General features: G+C 61.4%; 26 protein-coding genes and 1 pseudogene. 9 read left to right on the top strand and 18 right to left on the bottom strand.

From position 1 onward, the window contains the following. The first annotated feature begins 69 nt into the window (after nt 1-69). The 3 genes from NKH22_RS12260 to NKH22_RS12250 all read left to right on the top strand — a co-directional run bounded on the left by NKH22_RS12260 (nt 70) and on the right by NKH22_RS12250 (nt 1,717). Complete coding sequence (locus NKH22_RS12260) at nt 70-396, top strand: conjugal transfer protein TraD (RefSeq protein ID WP_023686249.1); 327 nt, start codon at nt 70-72, stop codon at nt 394-396. 1 nt (nt 397) lies between these two features. Next, nucleotides 398-646: a conjugal transfer protein TraD gene (locus tag NKH22_RS12255; RefSeq protein WP_023669904.1), complete on the top strand. Its 249-nt coding sequence runs from the start codon at nt 398-400 to the stop codon at nt 644-646. A 540-nt stretch (nt 647-1,186) separates the two neighbouring features. After that, a complete protein-coding gene (locus NKH22_RS12250; RefSeq protein WP_352909626.1) occupies nt 1,187-1,717 on the top strand; it encodes a Ros/MucR family transcriptional regulator in 531 nt (176 codons plus the stop codon). 88 nt (nt 1,718-1,805) lie between these two features. On the opposite strand, the gene NKH22_RS12245 is transcribed toward NKH22_RS12250, so the two are convergent. Continuing rightward, nucleotides 1,806-2,117, bottom strand: a complete 312-nt coding sequence (locus tag NKH22_RS12245) for a DUF736 domain-containing protein (protein ID WP_023669902.1) — start codon at nt 2,115-2,117, stop codon at nt 1,806-1,808. Nucleotides 2,118-2,779: 662 nt separating this feature from the next. Here NKH22_RS12245 and NKH22_RS12240 point away from each other — a divergent pair. After that, the gene (locus tag NKH22_RS12240) at nt 2,780-2,971 is read left to right on the top strand and encodes a hypothetical protein (RefSeq protein WP_155929562.1); all 192 of its coding nucleotides are present in this window, start codon (nt 2,780-2,782) and stop codon (nt 2,969-2,971) included. Beyond that, a pseudogene (locus NKH22_RS12235) lies at nt 2,931-3,162 on the top strand (hypothetical protein). Before NKH22_RS12240 ends, NKH22_RS12235 begins: the two are co-directional and overlap by 41 nt. 282 nt (nt 3,163-3,444) lie before the next feature. Here the strand turns inward: NKH22_RS12235 and NKH22_RS12230 are convergent. From NKH22_RS12230 to NKH22_RS12195, 8 genes are all read right to left on the bottom strand, one after another. Next, nucleotides 3,445-3,696, bottom strand: a complete 252-nt coding sequence (locus NKH22_RS12230) for a hypothetical protein (RefSeq protein ID WP_245261776.1) — start codon at nt 3,694-3,696, stop codon at nt 3,445-3,447. 115 nt (nt 3,697-3,811) lie between these two features. Further along, on the bottom strand, nt 3,812-3,895 hold the full coding sequence (locus NKH22_RS12225; RefSeq protein WP_348529716.1) for a YHYH domain-containing protein: 84 nt from the start codon (nt 3,893-3,895) through the stop codon (nt 3,812-3,814). Nucleotides 3,896-4,086: 191 nt separating this feature from the next. Further along, nucleotides 4,087-4,230 carry a hypothetical protein gene (locus NKH22_RS12220; RefSeq protein WP_023686252.1) on the bottom strand — a complete coding sequence of 48 codons (144 nt, stop codon included), beginning with the start codon at nt 4,228-4,230 and terminating at the stop codon, nt 4,087-4,089. Between the two features lie 651 nt (nt 4,231-4,881). Next, nucleotides 4,882-6,225: a hemolysin family protein gene (locus tag NKH22_RS12215; protein ID WP_023686253.1), complete on the bottom strand. Its 1,344-nt coding sequence runs from the start codon at nt 6,223-6,225 to the stop codon at nt 4,882-4,884. 481 nt (nt 6,226-6,706) lie between these two features. Beyond that, nucleotides 6,707-7,423: a HoxN/HupN/NixA family nickel/cobalt transporter gene (locus tag NKH22_RS12210; protein WP_023669894.1), complete on the bottom strand. Its 717-nt coding sequence runs from the start codon at nt 7,421-7,423 to the stop codon at nt 6,707-6,709. Between the two features lie 20 nt (nt 7,424-7,443). Next, nucleotides 7,444-8,088, bottom strand: a complete 645-nt coding sequence (locus NKH22_RS12205) for a DUF1007 family protein (protein ID WP_155929560.1) — start codon at nt 8,086-8,088, stop codon at nt 7,444-7,446. Between the two features lie 87 nt (nt 8,089-8,175). Next, entirely contained in the window at nt 8,176-8,703 is a 528-nt protein-coding gene (locus NKH22_RS12200; RefSeq protein WP_023685957.1) for a hypothetical protein, read from the bottom strand. Between the two features lie 154 nt (nt 8,704-8,857). Then, nucleotides 8,858-9,670 (bottom strand): class I SAM-dependent methyltransferase, encoded by an 813-nt coding sequence (locus tag NKH22_RS12195; RefSeq protein ID WP_050587014.1) that lies wholly within the window; start codon nt 9,668-9,670, stop codon nt 8,858-8,860. Between the two features lie 153 nt (nt 9,671-9,823). Here NKH22_RS12195 and NKH22_RS12190 point away from each other — a divergent pair, with 153 nt between their 5' ends. Then, on the top strand, nt 9,824-10,468 hold the full coding sequence (locus NKH22_RS12190) for a TetR/AcrR family transcriptional regulator (RefSeq protein ID WP_023669890.1): 645 nt from the start codon (nt 9,824-9,826) through the stop codon (nt 10,466-10,468). A 229-nt stretch (nt 10,469-10,697) separates the two neighbouring features. Here the strand turns inward: NKH22_RS12190 and NKH22_RS12185 are convergent, their stop codons facing one another. The 3 genes from NKH22_RS12185 to NKH22_RS12175 form a co-directional block, all read right to left on the bottom strand. After that, nucleotides 10,698-11,735 carry a Cj0069 family protein gene (locus NKH22_RS12185; RefSeq protein WP_031202368.1) on the bottom strand — a complete coding sequence of 346 codons (1,038 nt, stop codon included), beginning with the start codon at nt 11,733-11,735 and terminating at the stop codon, nt 10,698-10,700. An 86-nt stretch (nt 11,736-11,821) separates the two neighbouring features. Then, nucleotides 11,822-13,237: a chromate efflux transporter gene (gene chrA / locus NKH22_RS12180; protein WP_031192963.1), complete on the bottom strand. Its 1,416-nt coding sequence runs from the start codon at nt 13,235-13,237 to the stop codon at nt 11,822-11,824. Nucleotides 13,238-13,254: 17 nt separating this feature from the next. Then, entirely contained in the window at nt 13,255-14,232 is a 978-nt protein-coding gene (locus NKH22_RS12175; protein WP_023669887.1) for a chromate resistance protein ChrB domain-containing protein, read from the bottom strand. 236 nt (nt 14,233-14,468) lie between these two features. On the opposite strand from NKH22_RS12175, the gene NKH22_RS12170 reads away from it, so the two are divergent. The 3 genes from NKH22_RS12170 to NKH22_RS12160 all read left to right on the top strand — a co-directional run bounded on the left by NKH22_RS12170 (nt 14,469) and on the right by NKH22_RS12160 (nt 16,244). After that, on the top strand, nt 14,469-14,693 hold the full coding sequence (locus NKH22_RS12170) for a hypothetical protein (protein ID WP_023814962.1): 225 nt from the start codon (nt 14,469-14,471) through the stop codon (nt 14,691-14,693). A 109-nt stretch (nt 14,694-14,802) separates the two neighbouring features. Then, the gene (locus NKH22_RS12165; protein WP_352909623.1) at nt 14,803-15,777 is read left to right on the top strand and encodes a Fe-Mn family superoxide dismutase; all 975 of its coding nucleotides are present in this window, start codon (nt 14,803-14,805) and stop codon (nt 15,775-15,777) included. Then, nucleotides 15,774-16,244 (top strand): chromate resistance protein ChrB domain-containing protein, encoded by a 471-nt coding sequence (locus NKH22_RS12160; RefSeq protein ID WP_023669885.1) that lies wholly within the window; start codon nt 15,774-15,776, stop codon nt 16,242-16,244. The genes NKH22_RS12165 and NKH22_RS12160 overlap by 4 nt, the downstream gene beginning before the upstream one ends. Before the next feature lie 34 nt (nt 16,245-16,278). Here the strand turns inward: NKH22_RS12160 and NKH22_RS12155 are convergent, their stop codons facing one another. The 6 genes from NKH22_RS12155 to NKH22_RS12130 form a co-directional block, all read right to left on the bottom strand. Then, on the bottom strand, nt 16,279-17,262 hold the full coding sequence (locus NKH22_RS12155) for an ABC transporter ATP-binding protein (RefSeq protein WP_023686257.1): 984 nt from the start codon (nt 17,260-17,262) through the stop codon (nt 16,279-16,281). Continuing rightward, complete coding sequence (locus NKH22_RS12150; protein ID WP_352909621.1) at nt 17,255-18,265, bottom strand: ABC transporter ATP-binding protein; 1,011 nt, start codon at nt 18,263-18,265, stop codon at nt 17,255-17,257. The genes NKH22_RS12155 and NKH22_RS12150 overlap by 8 nt, the downstream gene beginning before the upstream one ends. Next, complete coding sequence (locus NKH22_RS12145) at nt 18,262-19,173, bottom strand: ABC transporter permease (RefSeq protein WP_023669882.1); 912 nt, start codon at nt 19,171-19,173, stop codon at nt 18,262-18,264. The genes NKH22_RS12150 and NKH22_RS12145 overlap by 4 nt, the downstream gene beginning before the upstream one ends. Before the next feature lie 4 nt (nt 19,174-19,177). Next, on the bottom strand, nt 19,178-20,119 hold the full coding sequence (locus NKH22_RS12140; protein WP_352909620.1) for an ABC transporter permease: 942 nt from the start codon (nt 20,117-20,119) through the stop codon (nt 19,178-19,180). Between the two features lie 28 nt (nt 20,120-20,147). Beyond that, nucleotides 20,148-21,710: an ABC transporter substrate-binding protein gene (locus NKH22_RS12135; RefSeq protein ID WP_023686260.1), complete on the bottom strand. Its 1,563-nt coding sequence runs from the start codon at nt 21,708-21,710 to the stop codon at nt 20,148-20,150. A gap of 130 nt (nt 21,711-21,840) precedes the next feature. Beyond that, nucleotides 21,841-22,281 (bottom strand): YqaA family protein, encoded by a 441-nt coding sequence (locus NKH22_RS12130; protein WP_023683323.1) that lies wholly within the window; start codon nt 22,279-22,281, stop codon nt 21,841-21,843. Nucleotides 22,282-22,283: the final 2 nt, after the last annotated feature.

Here is a 22,283-nt window from a genome sequence, read left to right as displayed (position 1 = left end):
CGGCGACCCTGAAGCCTTCCGGCAGCCGCTCCCCTATCATCCTCCGACCGATAACCGATGGAGACAGCCATGCGCAAACCGCGGGACTTCGACGCAGAACTTCAAGCCCTGGAAGAAAAAGCGCGAGAGCTCAAAACCAGAAAGGTGCAGCAGCTTGGCGAGCTGGTGATCGCCACCGGCGCCGATCAGCTCAGCGCCGACGAACTGGCGGGCGCACTGGTCGCAATCACTGAGACGAAAGACACGGCAAAGCGTGAGGCATGGGCTAAGCGTGGGGTGATGTTTTTCGAGAGCAGGTGCCGGCGAACTGCTTCGGCATCTCAGCGCAACCCTCGCGGCGCTCCAGCGCAATCGGGCAGCGCGCAATCGCCGGCAGGCGGCACAGGCTCGCAATGACATGAGAACATGGCAGGTGGAGCGTCGCAAACGCACCCGACAGCTGATCGAGCTTGGCGGTCTCGTCCTCAAGGCAGGCATTGTCGAGCTCACCAATGACGATCGCGCAATCATCTACGGCGCGATGCTCTGGATCGCCGCGAAGCTGCAGGGCCATGACGGTAAGCATGCCCGGGAGCTTTTGGCCGCGAAGGGAAAGCAGGCATTCGATGGTGAACGGCGTGAAGAGCAGATGGACTGGCGAACATAGCCACAGTTGGCGCGAGCAGCGGCCAATCCAAAGTCGGAACAGCAAACTTCCGCCGGTGTGCCAGCGCCGCAGTCAAGCGCTTGCGCAGGAAGCTTTCGCGATCTCCTCGCGACCGCCGACAATCTTCTCTCGCGAGCCTTGATCCTGATCATATAGAGCGCAAGGCTCGCGTTGGCGACGCTCGTCAAAGCGGGCGCTGCCCTATGAGCGAACTTCAAAATCCAGATCGTGCCCTCGAAACCTCCCACGCCCTCCAGATTCGATCATGCACACTGCGCATTGATACAAACTCTATAGCCAGGGTGAGAGCCAGCGGCATTGCTCTGCACAGCTGGAACGGGCGGAAAAGTGAAGGAAGCTCCTCGCTTTAGATGAGATAGGCAAAAGCATCCCAGCCGATGGGACAACAGAAGCGAAACTTACTCTTGTCATGTTGCGCAAGAGAGGTGGATTTTACGAAGAAACGTACTATTTGCGCCGTGGGCAGGCTAGAAAAATCAAACGTCGCTCAATTCATCCGATACAAAAAAGGGAAATCATATGACCACTGCTCTCGAGCAAGGCAACAAACTGGATACCGTGTCGATAACGGCTGACATTGTCGCCGCCTATGTATCGAACAATCCAGTACCGGTTGGCGAGTTGCCAAAACTCATCGGCGACATCCATGCCGCCCTGAATGGCATCGGCACGCCGGCGGTAGAACCTGTGGTAAAACAGGACCCGGCAGTTTCGATCAAGAAATCGGTGACACCTGACTTCATCATCTGTCTGGAAGACGGAAGGAAATTCAAATCGCTCAAGCGGCACCTTCAGCACTTCAACCTGACCCCCGACGAATACCGGCAGAAATGGAACCTGCCGTCCGACTATCCGATGGTGGCGCCGAACTACGCGGCTACCCGGTCGGCTCTGGCGAAATCAATAGGGCTCGGGCGCAAGGCGGCGACGCCCACGTCTGCCGCGGCGGAAAAAACAAAACGGGCTACTCGTGCGGCGGCAGCGGCGACGACTGCGGCGGCCATGAAGTCGCCGCTGAAGAAGGTCCGCAAGGCGCCGGCCAAAGCGTAACGCGCTGCACCTAGCGGACGTGCCAAGTTGTATAGGACCTGAACATGGCAAAGCCCCGCCTTGCGGCGGGGCTTTGTGTTTTGTCGGGTCACTCTGCGGCGCGGCGTGACCAGATGAGCGAGAACTCACCCTCGGTGTCGGTCTCGACCAGGCTCGCATAGATCGGAGCGGGGAAGCTGGGATCGTCGAGCTTGACCGAGTGGTAGTCGCGTCCCTCGCGCGAGGTCTTCTTCCATGCCGCCCCGAACTCGGTGGCGCCAGCGAAGATGCGGAAGTCGGGACCCTTTTCATTTTCGCCATCCGTCGGAGCGAACGTTACCGTCTTGACGTTGAGATTGAGGGTCTTGACCGAGCCGGAGAAGCCGTTCGCGGTGCGGGAGAAAGTGCCGATCGTAGCCATGGTGATGTTCCTTTGTGTTTTCTCGGGCCGCGCCCATCGCGGCCTCGATGGTGGACGTGAGACCGGAAACGATCGGTCTGCATCCCGAAGGGGCTGAAACGAAGTGGAAGACGGCGACGCGAGGCTTTCTTGGACCGTGAGGAATGGACGCGCAGCGGACAGGGGAAGAAAACGCAGCGCCGACGTTGCGAGAAGACGATCGAGACGGAGTGAAACGAAGACGGTCTTCGGTCAGACCCAATCCATTCGAGGACGCCTTGGGCGTGGCCTGGAAAGAATACCCGGAAGGAACGCCACATTGGCTAAGATCCAGTCAGGGCCATTGTAGCTTGCGCCCTGCGCTTCTGAATTTCGGTCACAGACCTTCCTCACGCGCCAGGGCGGTGTTGGTCCTACTCCTAACCGGTGAAGAAGGGACGTCCGATTTCCCTAATCTTTGGGCTGAATCGTCATCGCGTTCGGGGCGGCTCCGAAGGCGACCAATTGATTGCTGAGGGCAGCACTTCTAAGCCGACAGATGCCGACGATTTCCTATAGATGCGTCACACCTGATCCTCCACCGCATGGCCGAATGTTCCCGCTGCGGTCACGCCGACGCGCGGTGAGGCATTGCTGGAAGGTCGGATTCACGCCGGGCGTCTGACGCCGAGGTGATGCGCTGCGTGACTTTCCCGATAAGAGTGGTGGAAATTCCCGGTTCGACCATTGGTTTGGAGGTGCACCCCGAGCATCTGCCGAAGCGCTTGATGATCCACAAGCCGATGAAGATCGACGGCAAGGTCGTCTGGCACACAGAGATTTCGAGGGTAGGACATGGCCAGGTCGAAAGGTTCGCAGCAATTATCACAGGCTGAAATTGAGCGCTTTGTGACGGCAGCGGAGGCACTGCACTTAAGTATCATCAAGCCGTTTATATCGCCCGATAGCGACCACTTACCGGCAGACGCGCGTCCTGCATGAGGTGCTGTTGAAAGCCGTGCGGGAAGTCACCGGGAAGGAAGTGGCGTTCATCCAGTGGAACGGGACAGGGCCGTGCAAGCCGTAGCGTGGCTCTAGCCGTTTTCGCAGCCGATCCCATCGCCGTGGCGGTCCAGATCATAGATATCCCTGCCGACAACAGTGACCGGGCCGCGTACATAGGCGGACCATTGCCCTTTCCGGAGGAGCAATCGACGTCGCTGGCGATTGGAACGCAGGCTCCCGCGTAGTTTGGGGCGCACGCGTCTTCGGCATGAGCGCAGCCGATGAAAGATGCCACACCAAAAGCGACTGCGCCTACACGACGGGAAGCCGCCGGCTGGATCCTTATCCGAATCAGCGCTGTATCTCAGTCGTCTATCTCTTCGCCTTCATCGTCTTCGTTCGAACCGCGAGACGAGTCTTCGACGAAGGTTTGGCAGCCCTCATTAAATGGTTGGCTGTTTGAGCTGCAGTCGCTGTTGTTGGAAATCTGATTTTGCTCAGCCCAGTCGTAGCCAGCTTTATGCCCGGAACAATCTTCGGTGCAGTCATTTCCTCCGAAAGTCCCCTGCGCATGACATGGCGTGGCTGATGCCGCCGCAAGCATCAATGTGCCCAAGTGGAACAGCCTTCGAATTCTCATCTGCGCCCCCCCATGGTGAGCAACGCTGCTATCTAGGCGCCGCGAATATGCCTACTCGCACGAACCCAAATCACGCAATTTGGTCCTGATATCAGTGGCAGTGATACTCGCCAGTCTTGTGGTTGGTATGGCATCCATTGGCATCGGTGCCGCCGCCGTGTGCGAAGGTATCCATCGAAAATGCGAACATGGTCAAAGCCGCCATGGCGGCAAGGAAGCCCTCCCAAGATAATTTGGACAGAAGAGCACTATCGTGGAGTAGCACAACTGGCTGAATGCAAATTACCTACTTGTTAAGTGGCGATCTTCAATATCCAATATTGCCCCCCGCATCAAGATCGGCCGATGAAATGGCGAGCGACGGGCTTAGACGCCCAATTGCGCGGCCATCATTTGCGTGGCCGCCGTCGTCCGGTCAATGCCGCTGGTGATCGACAGCAGATGTCGTTTCGTCGAAAGAAATTCGGAGTCGCTGCAATCGGCCACAGCGCGCTTGAACAGGGCTCGCATGGCGAATCAGCGCGACCTCGCCGCTACCAGATCACAGACCAGCGAGGCATCTGTCGGCGCAAGTTGATTTGCGACGGCCTTTCGGATCGCAAAGCTTCGCGAACTCGGCTTTCTCAAAGCGGGTCAACGGCGCGGCGGCGGAAAATCAGGGGATTTCGGATTGGTCTTGGCCATGACTTCTGTACACGATTCAAAAATCATTCTTCGCCGCAAAAAATTGCCGCATGCCGCATCTGTGGTCGCTCGTCGACACGCAACCGACATGTCCCTCCGTCGCGCAGTCGCTGTGGTAATGGGGGTGCCACCGCCACGGCGCCACAACGGCCTGTGGCGAGTGTCGATCAGCCTGGCTGACTCATAGCAGCCCGAATGCCATTGCGGTGAGAAAGGCCACCACTAGCACCACCAGGACCCCAATAATCAGCCAGACGGCGCTCTTGGCGTCCATTTAGACCCTCAACTGTCGGTTCCATTGATCACATAGCGCGACGCGAAGACGCTCACCAGTCACTGTGACTCCAGCGGATACGCGTCCTGGGCGAACTGACGGGCGTTTGTGGATAGGGACTACTGTGGGAGCGTGGGTTCGAAAAGTGGGAATATTCGCGCGCAAAAGGCCGGCCGGCTTACCGGCCTGTCGCGCGGTCAGTCTCAACTGGTTGCCGGCTTGGATGTAGGCGGCTCACGGCGAGCGAGCAGCTTGTCGATCCGCCTTCCATCCATATCGAGGATCTCGAAGCGCCAGCCCTCGTGGTCAAAGTGCTCACCGGCTTCCGGCAAGTGCCCAAGGCTGGACAAGGCGAACCCAGCGATCGTGTGAAAATCCCCTTCGGCAGACCCCGATCGGAATCCTAGGCGAGCGAACGCATCGTGCGCCAGCATCATTCCGTCGATGAGCAAGGACCCGTCATCGCGCTCGATGACATCAGGGTCCTCATTGTCCAGGTCAGGAAGGTCCCCTGCGATGGCTTCGAGCAGATCGGTCTGGGTGACGATCCCCTCCAGAGCGCCATATTCGTCGATGACGATCGCCAGACGCACCGGCGTCCGCTTGAACTGATCGAGTACACGGAAAATCGGCGTTGCCTCGTGAACGATCAAAGGTTCTCGGATGACCGCCATCGGGTCAAGCGTTTTGCCGTCGAGCACCTGGTCGAGAAGGTCCTTCTTCAGAATCATGCCAAGCGGTTCGTCTATCCCCCCACGGCCGACCAGAAGCTGCTCATGGCGACATTGCCGGATGGTGCGCAGAATCTCGTCAGGGATGTCGTCGGTATCGATCCAGTCGATATCGCGTCGCGGTGTCATGATGTCGGCAATGCGCCGATCGCCGATGTTGAAGACACGCTCGACCAGTTCCTGTTGCGTCTGATGAAGGAGCCCTGCCTCCTGGCTTGCCGCCACGAGCAGCTTCAGCTCTTCGGGCGAATGCAAGGACTCCTCGCCTGTGCCCGGACGCAGACCGCACAGACGCAGCACCAGATTGCCGAGACCGTTGAGAACAAGAATCGCCGGCCTGAGCAGGAGCAGGAACAGACCGAGAGGGCGGACGACCCGAAGTGCCGTGCTCTCGCTGCGCTGGAGCGCCAGACTTTTCGGCGCTAGTTCACCCAGGACAATGTGTAGCGCGGTTATGATGATGAAGGCGATTGCGACGGCAATGGTGTGCGAAGCTGCCGTGGCCAGCGACCCCATCACTCCCAAGAGGAGTGGCTCGATCAAATGAGCGAGTGCAGGCTCGCCGACCCAACCGAGCGCCAGCGATGAGATGGTGATGCCGAGCTGAGTTGCTGCAAGGTTCGCATCGAGATTCACCAAAGCCCGTTGAAGGAGGCTGGCGTTCGAGCGTCCAGCTGTAGCCAATTCGTCGACGCGGCTTCGTCTAACCGCGACCAGCGCAAATTCGGCGGCGACAAAGAAACCGTTGGCGCCTACGAGTAGGAGAACCAACAGAATTCCAAGAATGTCGCGTAGACTACCATCGTCCGCAGGCATGATATCCTCTTTATGAAACAGCCACTCTCATCTCTCAAGCGCGTATGCCGCCGTCGTGGAACCGCCGTTGGCCATCATTGCGGAGCGATCACCGCAGCTCCGCCTCTGACAATCAGGGGCAAGATAGCCAAATCCGCGCTGAGTATCCTACCCCCGCAAAAAATCCGCCGGCGCGAACCGGCGGGCCAGAAATCGGATAGAAAAAGAACCGGTCATGCCGGCCGAACTAAATGTGGCGTCTGGGTAGTCGAAGTCAATGGACCCGCCGCGTAGAGATCGCCTTTGATCCAGTGATTTAGCAATATCACCCCGATGCCGGCGAGGATCGCCAGCGCTATCATCCAAATGATCTTCTGACGGTCGCTCAATGTTCTAAACCCAAACCCGAACCGCGCGTGCCGGCACTTAATGGCACGACGTCGTTAATTGCAATGTGATCCCTATGAGAATCGCTGTGGCCTTGGCGGTCGGTCAAACTTTCTCATTTCGACGAGATTTGCCAGACAGCCACGCCAGTAAGAATAAGGCCGGCGGTACCTTCGATAGTTCGCGATATCACATCGAACAGGCGCGGCCGACGGTCGAAGAAATGCACCAGCCGTTCCCGAAACAGGATCGACAGAACTGCCACGCAAGACAACGTCAGTGCCACGCCGGCCATCATGGTGATTGCAAAGAGTATGCCCGCGACCGGAACACCTCTTGAGATCGCGAAGGTCATCGCGAAGAGCGTCAATGGACATGGGATCAGGCCGGCCATGACGCCCACAACCTCGCCTTCATGCTGATGGTGATGACCGTGGCTGAGCGCCCGCCAAAGCATCCACAGACCAATTAACCCGAGCAGGCCACGACTGACATCCTCCAAAAGCGGCGCCCGGCCGACGCTGCCCAGCGCAATCGAGACCAATGGCAACGAGAGGGCTGCAATCACAACGGCAATCGTGACATGGGTGAAGGAGAGTGTCAGCGACACCAGTAGGCCGCGACGGATGCTGGCATCCGATCCGGCCAAATAGGTAGCCAGCACGGCTTTGCTGTGTCCGGGTGTCAAAGCATGCGCAGCTCCGAACAGGACACCCATCGGCAGGAAGGCAGTGAACGCCAGCCAGTCGCCCCCGGCTGACAGCAATTTGATCTGTTCGGCGAGCGCCAAGTATATCGTGCGTTGAAACTCGACCAGGGTTTGGAAAAACACGTTCTATCCGTTCCGCCGCTTCAACTGCACGTCAATTCAAGGCGTGTCGCGAATATCTTGCCGAGATCGGTTCCGGTCGGATCGCTGAAGAAGGCATCCGTCAATTTCGTCTGATTCTGTGCGATTGCGGTATTCGGATCGGGGCGGACGACGGCCCTCGTGCAATCTTTCGGTAGGCCAGCCACGGCGATCTTATCGTCATCGGTGAAATCGATCGCGGTGTAGAAGGTCGGATCGTAGACGCCGATGCTCACCTTGCCGGCGAGCGCCAACGTGTCTTTCGGCTGCGTCTCGAATTGGATGATGAGTTGATTGTTCTCGTAGCTAGTGACCAGCCTCGCCGGCGGCGTCATCGCCACGTCCTTGCCTTCCACAGTGACCATTTGGAAATAATTGTATTCTTCCAGTGAGGCATGGATGGTGAGGGCGGCGGCGTCGAGTTCTTCGGCGTCGAGAGTAAAGTCGGAATTCTTGTCGAACTCCATCAGCACCGTCGAGGAGAAGAGCTCGTCGAACCGCCAGAGATGCTTGAGCGACTTGACCGACTTGTCAGCGCCAACCGTTAGGTCCAAACGGGCTTCCGCGAAGACATGAGGATGAGCGCCGACCGCGACGGTGGAGGCGAGCAGGAGCGCCATGCCGAAAATCGTGCTGGTCAGTCGCATTTGCGCTCGCTTTCTCGTCATTGCGCGCCAACCGAGTGATCTGGCAGCGCAAGCAGGCTAAATTGGGACGCGGCCCGCGAAGCCTTTTCAATCATCGACTATCGAACTTGCTATGATGGCGTTCGCTGTGCCCCGAACGGCTGGCGACGTCAAATGCACGAGCTGCTTGCGATTGCCCGCGATCAGTATGAACAGCCGGGAAACCTGCCTGCCCTTCCTCTCCTCGCCGATTTTTTCGGCGTCGGTGCGGTGGAAGAACCGTTTTTCAAACTCGGCGCGGTCGACATCGAAAAGCTTGAGCGAGCAGGTCTGGACGGACCTGCCGTCCATGGTCGCCCTGGTCACCGCGACCATCGTTCCGGCCGGAAGGTCGTCGCCGGTGACCTGCCATCCGCGGAACGCCTTCATGGCATCCACAGGAGCAAGTGCCGCGCCGTCGACGAGCGGCGTCCATCCGCGCGTCTTTGCCAATGTCGCGGTTCGCTCGAAGTCGGGGCCGTGCGCCAGGCATGTCGCGTGGAAGGCATCCAGCGCCCGGTCGACGCCATCGGCATGCGCAAGCGGTGATGCCAACCATGCGGCCGCAAGCGTCAAGGACAAGTAGGTCTTGGGCATTCGGTAGACTCGCGTATCGAAGCAGGCCGGGATAGCCAATCGGCAAGATAGCGCCGCGGCGGCTACGCACGCAATGCAGCGCGGCCCGCGACTACCGGCCCGCGCGTCTTCCTGGCGGCGGCGCGCCCGGTCCGGTCGCCGCGGCATGCGGCGCTCAGGCAGGCAGGATCTTGTCCGTGGTCGCGCGCACATAATCGAGGTTCATGGTCCCGACGGCGCCGGTATCGTCGACCCTGAAGCCTGTCTCGACCAGTAGAGTTCCGACCGCATTCATGTCGATATGCCCGTGCCGATGGAGCCTCGGCAATCTGGATTCGTGCAGCGGCCTTCCGAAGTCGATCAGCAGCAGTCGGCCTCCCGGCTTCAGAACCCGCTCCGCTTCACGGAAGAAGGTCGATCGGTCGGGTTTCGGCAGGTGATGCAGCATGAGCGTACCGATCACGATGTCGAATTGGCCATCCTCGAAGGGAAGTTCCTGGGCCGTCGCCTGGACGAAGGTAAGATCAACGCCGGCTCGCGTAGCCTTGACGCGCGCCCTCTCGACCATTTCGACCGATGCGTCGACGCCCGTGACGCGTCCGACCGCTCCGACCAACCGTCTCGCGGCTATGGCAAGCGTGCCCGTACCGCAGGCGACATCGAGCATCGCCTCGCCGGGCTGGAGCCTTGCCAGACGCAGCATGAATTCACGGAACCGGTCCTCGCGGCCCCAAGTCAGGACGCGCGCAAGCAGGTCATAGCCGACCGCCCTATGCAGGACGATGCCGATGCCCCTTTCGCCGGCGCCATGCGCGCCGGCAGTCCGCATGTGATGGAAGCCGCCCCAGAGTGCGAATGCCGCGACCGCAGCGAGGATGAGGCCGTGGACTGCAGCCGTCCAAGCACCGGCATTGAGATAGCCGTCCCCGAAATGAAGCATTAGCAGAAAACCGGCGACCAGCGACAGTTTGACGAGCACAGCAAGCATAATAACACCCTTTCGCGAATGCTGTCCGTTTCCAGCCCGATGACCAAATTGGTGCATTTCCTTTTGCCTCCTCGTCCGTTTCCGGAGTGCTCAAGGCATTCTTGAGCTTCTGGACTCGGCGTATCATACTGGACAGATTGTCCATTAGCGCTGTTGCTGGACAACGGACCGCTGAACGTCCCAAACCGCACGGTGGAAAGAGCAATGACCATTAAAATCGAGCGGCCCGACGACAGGGGTACGATCGACCGTCGTGTCGCGCGCACGCGCGCCATGCTGCAGGACGCGCTGATTGCTCTGATCCCAGAGTGCGGCTATGCGGCTCTCACCGTGGAAGACATCTGCCAGAAAGCTGATGTCGGCAGGTCGACCTTCTATACGCACTATGCCGGCAAGGACGAATTGCGCAGCGCGGCCCTTGAGGCGCATCTGCTGTCGCTGAGCAGGCGCGTGTCGGCAGACGAAAAGACAGGCAATCGCCTGTTCGAATTCAGCCTGCCGATGTTCGAGCACGCGCGGGCGTTCCGGTCGCTTCACAAAGCGCTACTTGCGAGCAGCGGCGACACGATCCACGATCAATTGCGTGAACGCATACGGCGCGCAGTGCGAACCGAACTGTCTGGCAAGCGGATCGGCGACGCGGGCGTGCCGCTGGAATTCGTCGTCCAGTTCATATCGGGAGCCTTTCTCTCGGTGCTTGCCTGGTGGATCGCCGAGGACTCCAGCCTATCGCCGGCCCAGGTCGACGACCTGTTCCAGCGGATGGCGGGTTCAGCTCTTCCGGGGCGGTCACCCTAGCAAGACCTTCCAAATCCAGATCTCGCGCCGGTTGAGGCTAACGTTCCTCGGGCGGCCGAATCTTGCGAAACGTCATGAGCAAAGGATTTCGTAGATGGTGTTCAAGCCACCGGCGACGAGAATTGGTCAGCCGAAACCGGAAACGGCAAGCAGGGGTCCGGCGACCATCGGACTGACCGCCGAACCGCGTTCGGCCAGAGCCCCACTCGGACCGCCAATCTTCGTCGATTCAAAATCGCATGGCAACGAGTCGAGCTATTTCGGCCGGCGCTTGATCGGGGATGGCAAAGACCGAGCTGACGTTGATCTCACAAAGCGCATACGTGTCTTCACCTGACACAGTCCGTGGTCCGTAGAGAAAATCGGCATCCCAAATGATCGGCAGCGACCTGGCATCGACGCCTAGCACAGCCATCATTTGCGGCGTCCACCCGGTTTCCATATTGGTCCGCAGCGACTGAAACGGTTCGGCCGTGGCGGGATGCATTATCCGCGGCCCTGGTTGCGCAGCCTCGGAATCTGGCCCTTCAGGAGGTGGTGGGATTAGGGCCTTGATGAACTGGTGGCCAAAGCCGACCACCTTGTCGGCGCCCATGTAACAGCGGATCATCCCGTCGGGTAAACGCGGTTGGAATGGCTGATCCACGATGCAGCCATCGGGTGTCAAATACACCTGGCAGCGCGCCATGAAATCCGGCAGTGCGAGTTCTTCCGGCATACTGCCGCGTCGCGCGTGCAGCACCCGAACCGCCGGCTCTCCGCCAGGAAGCGAACCGATCAGCTCGACCTTCCATACTCCCTGGCCGCCATTGCCGCGGTTCTGCTTCAGCACCCGTGGACCGGCCGTCCGAAGCCGCTCCGGAAACGCCTCGCGAAAAGCCTCGGCGGAGCCGTAGAGGTAAGTATCGGTTCCCCATCCGAGATGCTTCGTACGGTGCAGAACTTCCTTCACGCCCATTTTCAGGATCACGTCTGGATGTGCACTCACCCAGGGGCCGCGTGCCGCCACGTCGCGCAGCAGCGGGTCGAGCACCGCACGGGTTTTTCCCTCGTGCAAGGGATCGACCCAGACCAGCACGCCGTCCGTCGCCAGGAGCTGGGTCCGAACCTCCTCGGCAAACTCTTCGTCATAAACGGCGGGTTCGGCGTGAACACCGATCGCAGCGAGTTCCTCGAACACGCGATGAAACCGGTTGTTCTGCGGTGTCGCCGTGCGACGCGCCTCCCGGTCACCGCGCCAGACCACAGCCACTCGCCTCGTGCCCATTATACCTCGCCTCCTACTTGCTCGCCCATCAGGCAGCCCCGATATGAAATAGACTGCGATGCTCGCATCCGAGCAGAAAGATCGCCCTAGACCGAGCCCGCCGCGACGCCGAAAAGCACGCCCAGGATCGAACATGCCGCTAGCACCGGGATCACGCCGACCTTGAAGCGGAATACCGCCAGCATCGCACCGAGGGTCAGTACGAGAGACGGAATGTTGAGGGAACCGAGGACTGGCACGTCGAGCCTCATGCCCAGCAAGCCGATCTCATGCAAATCGCGAAACAGGACATGAAGCGCGAACCACACCGCGAGGTTCAGGATCACTCCAACCACCGCTGCCGTGATGGTCGACAGTGCGGCTGACAGGGCCTTGTTGCTGCGCATCGTCTCTATGTACGGCGCGCCGAGAAATATCCACAGGAAGCACGGGACGAAGGTCACCCACGTCGTCAGAAGGCCGCCGAGCGTTCCAGCGACCAACGCGTTAAGAACCCCCGGCTCCCGGAATGCTCCCATGAAACCAACGAATTGAGTGACCATGATCAGCGGACCCGGCGTCGTTTCGGCCATGCCGAGGCCATCCAGCATTTCTCCAGGCTTCAGCCAGCCATAGTGCTCGACTCCTTGCTGGGCGACATAGGCAAGCACCGCATAGGCCCCGCCGAACGTCACCACCGCCATCTTGGAAAAGAAGATGGCGATGTCGGTGAAGACATTGCCTTGCCCAAGAAACAGCAACAAGAAAAGGACCGGAACGAACCATAGCAGCAGAAACACCGCCGCAATCTTCAGCGACCATTCGATGGATGGCCGGGCATGCGCCGGCATCCCTTCGCCAAGCGCCGAGTCGACATCATCGACCTGCTTGCCACCAAGCTTGCCATGTCCATTGCCTGGCTGGAATGCGGCCCAACCCATCTTGCCCCCGACGTAGCCGATCACGGCCGCAACCAGGATGACCAGCGGGAACGGTGCATGGAAGAAGAACAGGGCGATGAAGGCTGCCGCAGCGAGGCCGACCATCACATTGTTCCTGAGCGCCCTCCTGCCGATCCGCAGGACCGCTTCGAGCACGATGGCCAGAACCGCCGCCTTCAGGCCGAAGAAGAGCGCCTGGATAGCGCCAACGTTGCCGAAGATGGCGTAGATCCAGCTCAGGACCATGATGGCGACCGCGCCTGGCAGCACGAACAGGATTCCCGCGACGAGGCCGCCTTTGGTCTTGTGCATGAGCCAGCCAATATAGATGGCCAATTGCTGCGCCTCCGGACCTGGCAGCAGCGTGCAGTAGTTGAGCGCATGCAGGAATCTCGTCTCGCCGATCCAGCGCTTTTCCTCAACGACGATCCGATGCATCATGGCGATCTGGCCGGCCGGGCCGCCGAAGCTGAGCATTGCAACGCGGGCCCATACTCGCATGGCGTCCGCAAACGAAATGTCATGGTCGTGGGTTTCGGCCAGAGATGGCGGCGTCGTGACGGACTGCTCCAGATTGGCCATAGTTTGAGTCCCTGCGGTCATCCGCGTTTCTTGCGGAAATACTGATAGAGGTTGTCGAAGACAGGAGCGCCCTGCGCGATCCGCTGTTCGTCGCTCTCGTTCGCCATGGCGATGCCTGCAATCAGACTGGCAATCCCAGTCGCCTCCTCGCGACCGAACTTGTTGTCCTTGAGGTCGATGTCATGGACGATCTCGGCGATGGCCTGGAGTGCCGGATCATTGATGCCGGCGCGGGTAAGCAGAACTTCGAAGCTGCAGCGATCGCCCTCATGGGTGATTTCGCCTTCGAACATGTCGAAGCGCAATTCCCCCTCCTTTGGCACGTATCCCTTGCCCGCTACGAAGCGGATGATCGCGTCAGCATCGATGAACCGGCGGATCAGCCAACTGCAGGCGATGCGGTCGACATGCACGTCCCGGCGCGTGACCCAGATTCGGCCCTTGAGCTCGCTCGGCTCGGCGGCCTTCTTCGGTTCCTTGGTCATGGCCTTGTCCTCTGTAAGCTGTGTTTCAAGTTCGGCGATCAGTCCCTCGATCGTGAGGCGACCGCTGGCACCAAAAAAGTCGATCATCACCACTTCAGTGAGCCGCTTGCGCAAGCGACCAAGTTGCGGACGCGCTTCTGCGTGTTTTTCCGATGTCGCGTCGGCCCCAATCGCTGCAGCCAGCTCGCGCGCTTCCCCAGCGATCTCCGCATAGTCGGCATCACGGGCCGCGTCGAACATCGCCCGCACCTGCGCGTCCGACAGACCGTCGACAAGGCGCGCCTCGCAAATCATGGCCTCGCCGCCGCCGGCGACGATCTCCTTCAGAAGCCATTCGAAATCCTCCTGCATCTCGGCATTGGCCGGCAGGGCGTAAACGGTGCTTTTGACTGCGACCGCGCCGATGCCTTGCAACCGTCGCCAGATCTTCACCCGGAAATAGGCGGGCTTGCTTGGCAGCTGATAAATCAGGAGCAGCCAGCGCTGCTCCTGCGATTGCCCCTCACTCATAAGTGAACCGTATCATGGACTGAATTAGATGCAACACTTGTATCATGGCTCATGCGCAAACCATACTAAATGGCCAAGATCCGCAGAGACACCATACTTCAATGCGGGCGAAGCTCATCGTCGGTTGTCGAAGCGCCCCAGCGCACTTCCGGGCGAAGAAAGAAAGCTCATGTGGCGCCCCTCGAACGTCGTCCGGCAGGAATGGAGGCCCCGGAAGTAATGGCGACGGCACCTTCGTGTACACAGTCACGGACAATCGCATCACACGCCTCGCCATCAAGGCTGGTGTCACCGAGAACGGTCGCGTCGAGGTGACGGCGGGCCTTTCGGAAGCGACATCGGTGGTGGCAACCACCCAAGGCGTGCCGCCCCTGAGGACTGCGGTTCAGCCGCAGATGGTTCGCTCCTCGTCCTTGGTGGAATACCCGGCGCAGCTGGGATCGATTCCCTCTCGCCCATAAGTGACCCGTATCAAACGCCTGAGCAAGATGCAACACTTGTATCATTTCTCGTTTGGGCATAACGTGCGCCTGCTCACGGATGGGCCGTGCCGCCGAGCGAGGAAATCCAATGCCGCACCAGATCATGCCGCTGCCGTTCAAGCCGCCCAGGCTCGTCGGACTGTCCGAACGCCTGCTGGCCAGCCATTATGAAAACAATTACGGCGGTGCGGTTCGCCGCCTCAACGCTATCGAACAGCGGCTCGATGAACTCGACTGGGGCGCAGCACCCGTCTTCGACATCAACGGGTTGAAGCGCGAAGAGCTGGTCGCGGCAAATTCGGCGATCCTGCACGAGATCTATTTCGATGGGCTCGGTGGTTCCGGCGATGCCGGAGGCGATCTTGCCGCAGCACTGGAGCGCGACTTCGGCAGCGTGGCGGCATGGCGCGCCAAGTTCATGGCTTGTGCTAAGGCGCAGGCCGGAGGCTCGGGATGGACGCTGCTGACCTGGTCGGAGCGCCGCGATCGGCTGACGATTCAATGGGCGGCGGATCACACCAATTGTCTCGCCGGCGGCATGCCGATCCTCGCGCTCGACATGTACGAACATGCCTACCACCTCGATTTTGGCGCCAAGGCTGGCGCCTATGTCGACGCGTTCATGAAGAACATCCATTGGGAGCGGGTTGCCGCCCGCCACCGGCGGGCTGTCGCGCAGCGCGATCCTTCAACAGGACCTGCATCGGACAATAAGGTTCCAACTGTTGCGCCAGAGGAACTGCGGGCCCGACTCGACCAGGGCGAAGATCTGGTCGTGCTCGACGTCTGCCTGGCCGACGATCTGGCAAAACGCAGCGATATGCTGCCGGGCGCCAAGCTCCGCGCTCCCGAGACCATTGCCGATTGGGCCGATGAACTGCCGAGGGACAGGCCTGTCATCGTCTATTGCGTGTACGGCTTCCAGGTCAGCGGCGACGCAGTCGCCGAACTGCGTCGCCGCGGCGTCGATGCAACGGCGCTCTCAGGCGGCATCGCCGCCTGGCACGCCATCGGCGCGCCAACCGTCCCTCTGGTGATGAGCGAAGAAAGGATTCCGTCATGAAATGGGTTACCCGTGAACGCCCGGTCATCGACCGCATCGCCTGCCCCTGGCTGATTGCACGCTTCATCGACAAGGAACCTGATTTCCTGTTCGCGGCACCTGATCAGGTGATCCGTGTTGCCCAGGAAGCGGGCGCGACACCCTACGACGTGCCCGGCGTCGAATTCACCCATGTCGGCGACGGTTGCAGCTTCGACACCTTCGTCTCGAAATTCGGCCTCGATCGCGACCCGGCGATCGTGACCATTGCCGCGATCGTGCGCGGCGCCGACACGGATCGGCACGATCTCACGCCACAGTCTGCAGGACTGCTCGCGATCTCCATGGGGCTGCGGGACGTGACGCCCGACGACCACGAGATCCTGAAGCACGGCTTCGTCATTTACGATGCGCTTTATGCCTGGGCCTCACGACGCAAGGCGGAGACCCATAGCTGGCCACCCGTCACGAAGCCGGCGGCGGCCTGAAGTAGCGGGCAACGAGGGCAGATCAAGTCGGCACTCAAATCACCGGCCGCCGCTCGCCGTCGGCAAGGTGGCAGGCCGCGACCCCGCCATGCGGCACCGAGCGCAACATCGGCTCCTCGGTCCGGCAGACATCGATCGCCACAGGACAGCGGGTGTTGAAGCGGCATCCCGGTGGCGGCGCGCTGGGGCTTGGAGGGTCGCCCGCGAGGATGATTCGGCGACGGCCGGCCTCGATACGAGGATCCGGCGAAGGAACCGCCGAAAGCAGTGCCTGGCTGTAGGGATGGGCCGGCTCGCGAAACAGCGGCCGCGTCACGCCGGCTTCCGCGATGCGGCCAAGATACATCACCGTCACGTTTGAGCAGACCTCGCGCACGATCGCCAGGTCATGCGCAACGATGACGATGGTAAGGCCAAGCTGTTTCTGCAATGATGTGAACAGGTTGACGATCTGCGCCCGGATCGAAACGTCAAGCGCGCTGAGCGGTTCGTCGCAAACCAGGATCGATGGCTTCAGCGCAAGCGCGCGAGCGATCGAAACGCGCTGGCGCTGGCCGCCGGAAAGCGAACGCGGCAGGCGGTCGAGCACGGTCGCTGGCAGCGCCACCAGATCCAGCAGCTCGCCGATACGGCGCCGGCGCTCGGCCGGAGATCCGAGGCGATGGATCTGCAGCGGCTCTTCCAGCGTCTGGTAGACGGTCTGGCGACGGCTCATCGAGCCCAGCGGATCCTGGAAGACGAACTGGACCTCGCGGCTGAACGATTTGCGGTCCGACTTCAGCCACTGGGCGCGATCCCGCCCCGAGATCAGCACCGTACCCTCAGTCTCCTTCTGCAGGCCGACGACGCTGCGAGCCAGCGTGGTCTTGCCACAACCGGATTCGCCAACGATGCCATGGAAGGCACCACGCGGAATGGTCAGGTCGATGCCGTCGACCGCCCGCACGGCGCCTGTGCCGGAGCGGTTGGCGAAATGGACCTTCAGGCCCTTAACCTCAATCGCCGCAATGTCAGCCATGGATTGCTATCCCTTCCCGCCTCAGCACCACCGGGCATCCCACCTTGTGCGGCGTCCCGCCCGTCGAGATCGTCTGGAGCGGCGGCCGATGCACGCGGCATTCGGGCTCAACCAGTTCGCAGCGGGCAGCGAAACGGCAGCCCGGCTCCAGCCTGATCTGGTTCGGCGGCAAACCTGGTATTTCCTTGGTCGCGGCGCGTTCGTCGGCGCGGAAATCCGGTACAGAGGCAAGCAGCCCGCGTGTATAGGGATGCGTCGGCCGCGTCAGCACATCCATCGCGATCCCCTCCTCCGCCACCTGCCCGGCATAGAGCACCATGACCCGGTCCGCGACCGAGGCGACGACGCCGATGTCGTGCGTGATCAGCACGACCGCGATGCCTTCCTCGCGCTGGATCTGGCGGATGAGCTCCAGGATCTGCGCCTGCACCGTGGCGTCGAGCGCAGTGGTCGGCTCGTCGGCGATCAGCACGCGCGGCCGGCTTGCCAGGGCCAGTGCGATCATGGCGCGCTGCAGCATGCCGCCAGACATTTCATGCGGATAGCGATCGTAGCGGTCTTCCGGGTCAGGGATGCGGGTGCGGGCGAGCAGCGAGACCGCTTCCTTGCGGGCATCCGCATACGAGAGATTGGCAAAGCGGCGCGCCTGGCGCGCCAGTTGCGGTCCGATCTTCAGCATCGGGTTCAGCGCGCTCATCGGGTCCTGGAAAATGACGCCGAAATAGCGGCCGCGAAGGTCAGACAAGCGCCTGGACTCCATTCCGACCAGTTCGCTCGCTTCGGCTCGGGCCGATCCCTTGATGTCGACGGTGACGCCCTCGGGCAGCAGGCCGAGCGGCCCAAGCGTCATGACGGTCTTGCCCGAACCGCTCTCGCCGACGACGGCGACTGTCTCGCCGGGACGGACGTTGAACGACACCCCATCGACCGCGCGCACGGAAACGGTCGTGGCGTAGAGATCAATGACCATGTTTTCTATGGAGTAGATCGGCTCGTCGCTCATGGCGCGGCTGTTCCCGTTTCGACGGCGTTCCGCTCCGCTTCCTCAACGGCGCGCGCCTTGCGACGCTTGCGCAGCAAACCGCCGCGCACCGGCCTCGGCACCTTTTGCAACGCGAAGGTCTCGCCCAGCAGATTGAAGCTGACCACCACCAAAGTGAGCGCAAGGCCCGGAAGGACGACAAGCCTCGGGTATTCCTCAATGTAGCTCATGCCGTCGACCAGCATCTGGCCCCATTCCGGCGCCGGCGGCGCGACGCCCAGGCCGAGGAAGCTCAGCGTCGCGATGGCCAGGACAAGGGCGCCAGCATCGGCGCTGGCATAGACCACGACGAGGGCCAGGACATGCGGCAGGATATGGCGCACAAAGATCCACAGATGGCTGGCGCCCATCACCCTTGCCGCTTCGATATAGGGCTGTTGCAATTCGGCGGTGACCACGGCGCGGCTCATGCGGGCATAGTTCGCCCACCACGCCAGCGTCAGCGCCGTGATCATCGACCAGTAGCCGGTGCCGAGAATGCCGATCAGCGCCAGCGCGATCACCAGGCTTGGCAGCGCCAGCGCGATGTCGATGAGGCTGATCAACACCAGCTCGACGCGCCCGCCGACATAACCGGCGAACGAACCGATGCTGACGCCGATGGCAAGTGCGGCCACCAGCACGATCACCATCGCCACCAGCGATATGCGGGCGCCGCCGATGATGCGGCTCAGAATATCGCGGCCGAGATAGTCGGTGCCCAGCCAGTGAGCCCAGCTCGGTCCCGCAAGCGTGACGTCGTAGTCTTGCGCGCCGGGATCGTAAGGCATGATCGAGGGACCGAGCACACCGACCGCGACAAAGAAGACGACTGGCAGCAGCACCAGCCAGGGCCAGTCCTTCATGCTCCTGAACAAGGACGTGTTCATCGGATCAAGCTCCTCTCGCCCTACGCATGCGCGGGTCGACAAACATGCAGATCACGTCAACCATCAGGTTGACGACAACGAAGAACACCACGAACAGCAACAGAACCGACTGCATGCCGACGAAGTCGCGGAAGCGGATTGCATCGATAAAGAAGGCGCCGACGCCGCGCAGCGCAAACACGGTTTCAACCACGATCGAACCGATGATCATCAGCGTGAACTGGGCGCCGAAGGTGGTCAGGAACGGGATGGCGATGTTGGGCAGAGCCTCGCGCATCAGCACCTGTGTCCTCGTGTAGCCCTTCGCGAAGCCCGTCGTGGCGAAGGGTCGCGACATGGCCTCCTGGAGGTTGACGCGGACGACGCGGCTCAGCACCGATGCCGGAAACAGGGCGATTGTCACCCACGGCAAGAGCCACGAGGTGAAGCCGCTGACGCCGAAGCTGGGCAGCCAGCCCAGCATCACCGAAAAGACGATGACCAGCAGCGCCGCCACGAAGAAGTTCGGCGTCGAGGCGCCGACCAGCGAGAAGGCGTGGAGGAACCAGTCCAACGCGCCACCATTGCTGACCGCACCGGCAACGCCGAGCGCCAGCGACAGGAAAAAGGCGAGAATGCCGCCGCCCGCAAGCAGCGCCGCCGTCATCGGGATTCTGGCGGCGAATTCCTGCGCGATCGGCTTGCCGGTGCGCAGCGAGACGCCGAGATCGCCTGTGATGGCGCTGAAAAGCCATCGGCCGTAGCGGACCGGCAGCGGATCATAGAGCCCGAGGTCCTCGCCGATCTTCTTGATCATTTCGGCATCCGCGCCCGGGCCTGCCGCACGCTCGGCCATGAGCGCGGCGACGTTGCCCGGCGCCGCGGCAACCAGGGTAAAGGTCAATGCCGATGCCGCCACGACAAGCAGACAGGCAAGCAACATCCTTCGCAGAATCGTGCGTCTCATCGGAACTCCCCCAGGAGGTTCGAGGCGTTCAGGCCTTCAGCGTGATCGCCTTGAACGGCAGGTCGTAGTCCGTCGCGGGAAGCGCGAAGTTCTCGACGCGAGGATTGTGCGCCCACAGCCGCTGGCTGACAACGAGCGGGCAGATCGCCCGGTTGTCGTGCAGCCAGTCGTAGAGCGCCTGCATCTTGGCTTCGCGTTCGTCGCCGCTCGCTTCGAGCGCGGCCTTGACCACGCCATCAAGCTCCGGGGAAACATAGATCTTGCCGTCCGGCCCGCTGTCGGCGGTGGATACGAACGCGTTGCCGAGCGTGCCGTGCGGATCATAGGGCGCGCCATAGGTGGTGAAGAAGGCAAGATCATATTCGAACGCCGGGCGACGGTCGTGCATGGTGGCGTTGTCGACTGACGAGACCTGAACCTGGAAGCCGACCTCGGACAGCTGACCCTGGATCATCTCGGCGATGCGGCGCGAACCCGGCAGCGATTCCTCCGATACGAGGAAATCGATCGCCAGCGGCGCGCTCTCCTTGCTCCAGGCGCCTCCGCTTTCGCTCCAACCGCCATCGGCAAGGATTTTCCTGGCCGCGGCGACGTCGCGTACCGGCACGTCATGCCGCTTGCCCGACGAAGGCACGTTGGCCGGGAAGAGATCCGCCGCCGGATCTGCGTAGCCTTCGAACAACACCTTGGCGATCGCGGCGCGGTCGACCGAGACATAGATGGCCTCGCGCACGGCCTTGTCGGCCATCATCTTGGCCTTCGGCGAATAACCGAGCAGCATGGTTGCGGTGCCGGCCTCGGCCACCACTTTCATACCGTCCTTTTCAAGCGCGCGGGCGCGGCGTGGCGACAGCGTCGCCACCCAGTCGCCGCCGATCACGTCGAGATCGCCGGAACGCAGGGCGTTGGCGCGGGCGAGTTCGTCGGGAACCACCTTCAGCTCCATGCGAGCAAACAGTGGCTTCTCGCCCCAGTATTTGTCGTTGCGCACCAGCACGGTGCCGGAGGAATCGTAGCTTTCGACGATCCACGGTCCGGTGCCGACCGGAGCGGTCTGCTTGCCGCCGGCGTCGACAGCCTTCGGCGACAGGAAGCGCACCGGACGCACGATGGTGAGCTCCAGCAAGGCGGCGGGCACCGGACGCTTCAGCTTGATCGTCAACTTGCTGGGTCCATCGGTGACGATGCTGTCGAATCCGTCGGACACACCGATCCATGAGAAATCCGCGACGCCCAGCCAGCGTTTGAGATTCCATTCGGCGGCGGTCGAATCGAAGGGTGTGCCGTCACTGAAGGCAACACCTTCGCGCAGGTCGAAGGCGATCGAAAGCTGGTCGTCGGCGACAGCCCACTTGGTGGCGAGCCCGGGCTCGAGCGCGCCGTCCTGGCCATAGTGTATGAGGGCGTCGAACACGACCGTGTAGGAACTCAGCGTGGAGACGTTTTGCAGCAGGTCGAGATCGCCGGTTTCGGCGGCAATGGCGACCTTCAACGTTTCATGCCCCTCCGAGTACGCGGCGCGCGGAAACGCGGCAATGAAGGCCAGGCCGGCTGTGGAGGCCAGGAAATTGCGGCGGTCGAGAGTCATCATGTTAGTTCCCCTTTTTGTTTGATTGGCAACGATCATGTGCACGCTTGCTAATTTGTATAGACATAAGACATAAAGTCGGAAAACCGTTTGAGAGTTTTACCCCAGCGACCCACTTGGTCGCGGTTGCGGCCTACAGCCAGTTCAGCACCGCCGCCGAGAGCGCGAGATAGCGGCCGGCTTTCGCCATCGTGACGATCGCAACGAAGCTCCAGAGCGGCTCGCGCAGAACACCGGCCATCATCGTCAGCGGATCGCCGATGACGGGAACCCAGCTCAGCAACAGGCTCCATCGTCCGTAACGGCGGTAGCGCGCCGCGGCGCGATCGAGCGCAGTGGGCTTGACCGGAAACCATTTGCGGTCGCGAAAGCGGTCGATGCAGCGGCCGAGCAGCCAGTTGACAACCGAACCAAGCACGTTGCCGATCGTCGCGACCAGGATCAGCGCCGCCGGTGACTGGCTTCCGGTCAGCAGCAGGCCGGCCAGCACCGCCTCTGACTGCAGCGGCAGAATTGTCGCTGCGGCGAACGCGGTGAGGAACAGCGCGCCGAAGGCACCAACATCTCCCAGCATTG

The sequence above is a fragment of the Mesorhizobium sp. M1252 genome (genome assembly GCF_040318265.1).
Lineage (GTDB): Bacteria > Pseudomonadota > Alphaproteobacteria > Rhizobiales > Rhizobiaceae > Mesorhizobium.
Note: the sequence above shows the minus strand (reverse complement) of the source record. Positions and strands in the feature narration are given on the sequence as shown.

What these genes read in the sequence shown, in the direction of transcription:
- NKH22_RS12200 (WP_023685957.1), bottom strand. Translation starts at nt 8,703, where the DNA reads ATGCCCAAGACCTACTTGTCCTTGACGCTTGCGGCCGCATGGTTGGCA.
- NKH22_RS12195 (WP_050587014.1), bottom strand. Translation starts at nt 9,670, where the DNA reads ATGCTTGCTGTGCTCGTCAAACTGTCGCTGGTCGCCGGTTTTCTGCTA.
- NKH22_RS12220 (WP_023686252.1), bottom strand. Translation starts at nt 4,230, where the DNA reads ATGCGAGCCCTGTTCAAGCGCGCTGTGGCCGATTGCAGCGACTCCGAA.
- NKH22_RS12130 (WP_023683323.1), bottom strand. Translation starts at nt 22,281, where the DNA reads ATGCTGGGAGATGTTGGTGCCTTCGGCGCGCTGTTCCTCACCGCGTTC.
- NKH22_RS12150 (WP_352909621.1), bottom strand. Translation starts at nt 18,265, where the DNA reads ATGAGCGACGAGCCGATCTACTCCATAGAAAACATGGTCATTGATCTC.
- NKH22_RS12215 (WP_023686253.1), bottom strand. Translation starts at nt 6,225, where the DNA reads ATGCCTGCGGACGATGGTAGTCTACGCGACATTCTTGGAATTCTGTTG.
- NKH22_RS12135 (WP_023686260.1), bottom strand. Translation starts at nt 21,710, where the DNA reads ATGATGACTCTCGACCGCCGCAATTTCCTGGCCTCCACAGCCGGCCTG.
- NKH22_RS12155 (WP_023686257.1), bottom strand. Translation starts at nt 17,262, where the DNA reads ATGGCTGACATTGCGGCGATTGAGGTTAAGGGCCTGAAGGTCCATTTC.
- NKH22_RS12225 (WP_348529716.1), bottom strand. Translation starts at nt 3,895, where the DNA reads ATGGATACCTTCGCACACGGCGGCGGCACCGATGCCAATGGATGCCAT.
- NKH22_RS12145 (WP_023669882.1), bottom strand. Translation starts at nt 19,173, where the DNA reads ATGAACACGTCCTTGTTCAGGAGCATGAAGGACTGGCCCTGGCTGGTG.
- chrA (WP_031192963.1), bottom strand. Translation starts at nt 13,237, where the DNA reads ATGGCCAATCTGGAGCAGTCCGTCACGACGCCGCCATCTCTGGCCGAA.
- NKH22_RS12175 (WP_023669887.1), bottom strand. Translation starts at nt 14,232, where the DNA reads ATGAGTGAGGGGCAATCGCAGGAGCAGCGCTGGCTGCTCCTGATTTAT.
- NKH22_RS12250 (WP_352909626.1), top strand. Translation starts at nt 1,187, where the DNA reads ATGACCACTGCTCTCGAGCAAGGCAACAAACTGGATACCGTGTCGATA.
- NKH22_RS12255 (WP_023669904.1), top strand. Translation starts at nt 398, where the DNA reads ATGAGAACATGGCAGGTGGAGCGTCGCAAACGCACCCGACAGCTGATC.
- NKH22_RS12165 (WP_352909623.1), top strand. Translation starts at nt 14,803, where the DNA reads ATGCCGCACCAGATCATGCCGCTGCCGTTCAAGCCGCCCAGGCTCGTC.
- NKH22_RS12185 (WP_031202368.1), bottom strand. Translation starts at nt 11,735, where the DNA reads ATGGGCACGAGGCGAGTGGCTGTGGTCTGGCGCGGTGACCGGGAGGCG.
- NKH22_RS12245 (WP_023669902.1), bottom strand. Translation starts at nt 2,117, where the DNA reads ATGGCTACGATCGGCACTTTCTCCCGCACCGCGAACGGCTTCTCCGGC.
- NKH22_RS12140 (WP_352909620.1), bottom strand. Translation starts at nt 20,119, where the DNA reads ATGAGACGCACGATTCTGCGAAGGATGTTGCTTGCCTGTCTGCTTGTC.
- NKH22_RS12260 (WP_023686249.1), top strand. Translation starts at nt 70, where the DNA reads ATGCGCAAACCGCGGGACTTCGACGCAGAACTTCAAGCCCTGGAAGAA.
- NKH22_RS12160 (WP_023669885.1), top strand. Translation starts at nt 15,774, where the DNA reads ATGAAATGGGTTACCCGTGAACGCCCGGTCATCGACCGCATCGCCTGC.
- NKH22_RS12205 (WP_155929560.1), bottom strand. Translation starts at nt 8,088, where the DNA reads ATGCGACTGACCAGCACGATTTTCGGCATGGCGCTCCTGCTCGCCTCC.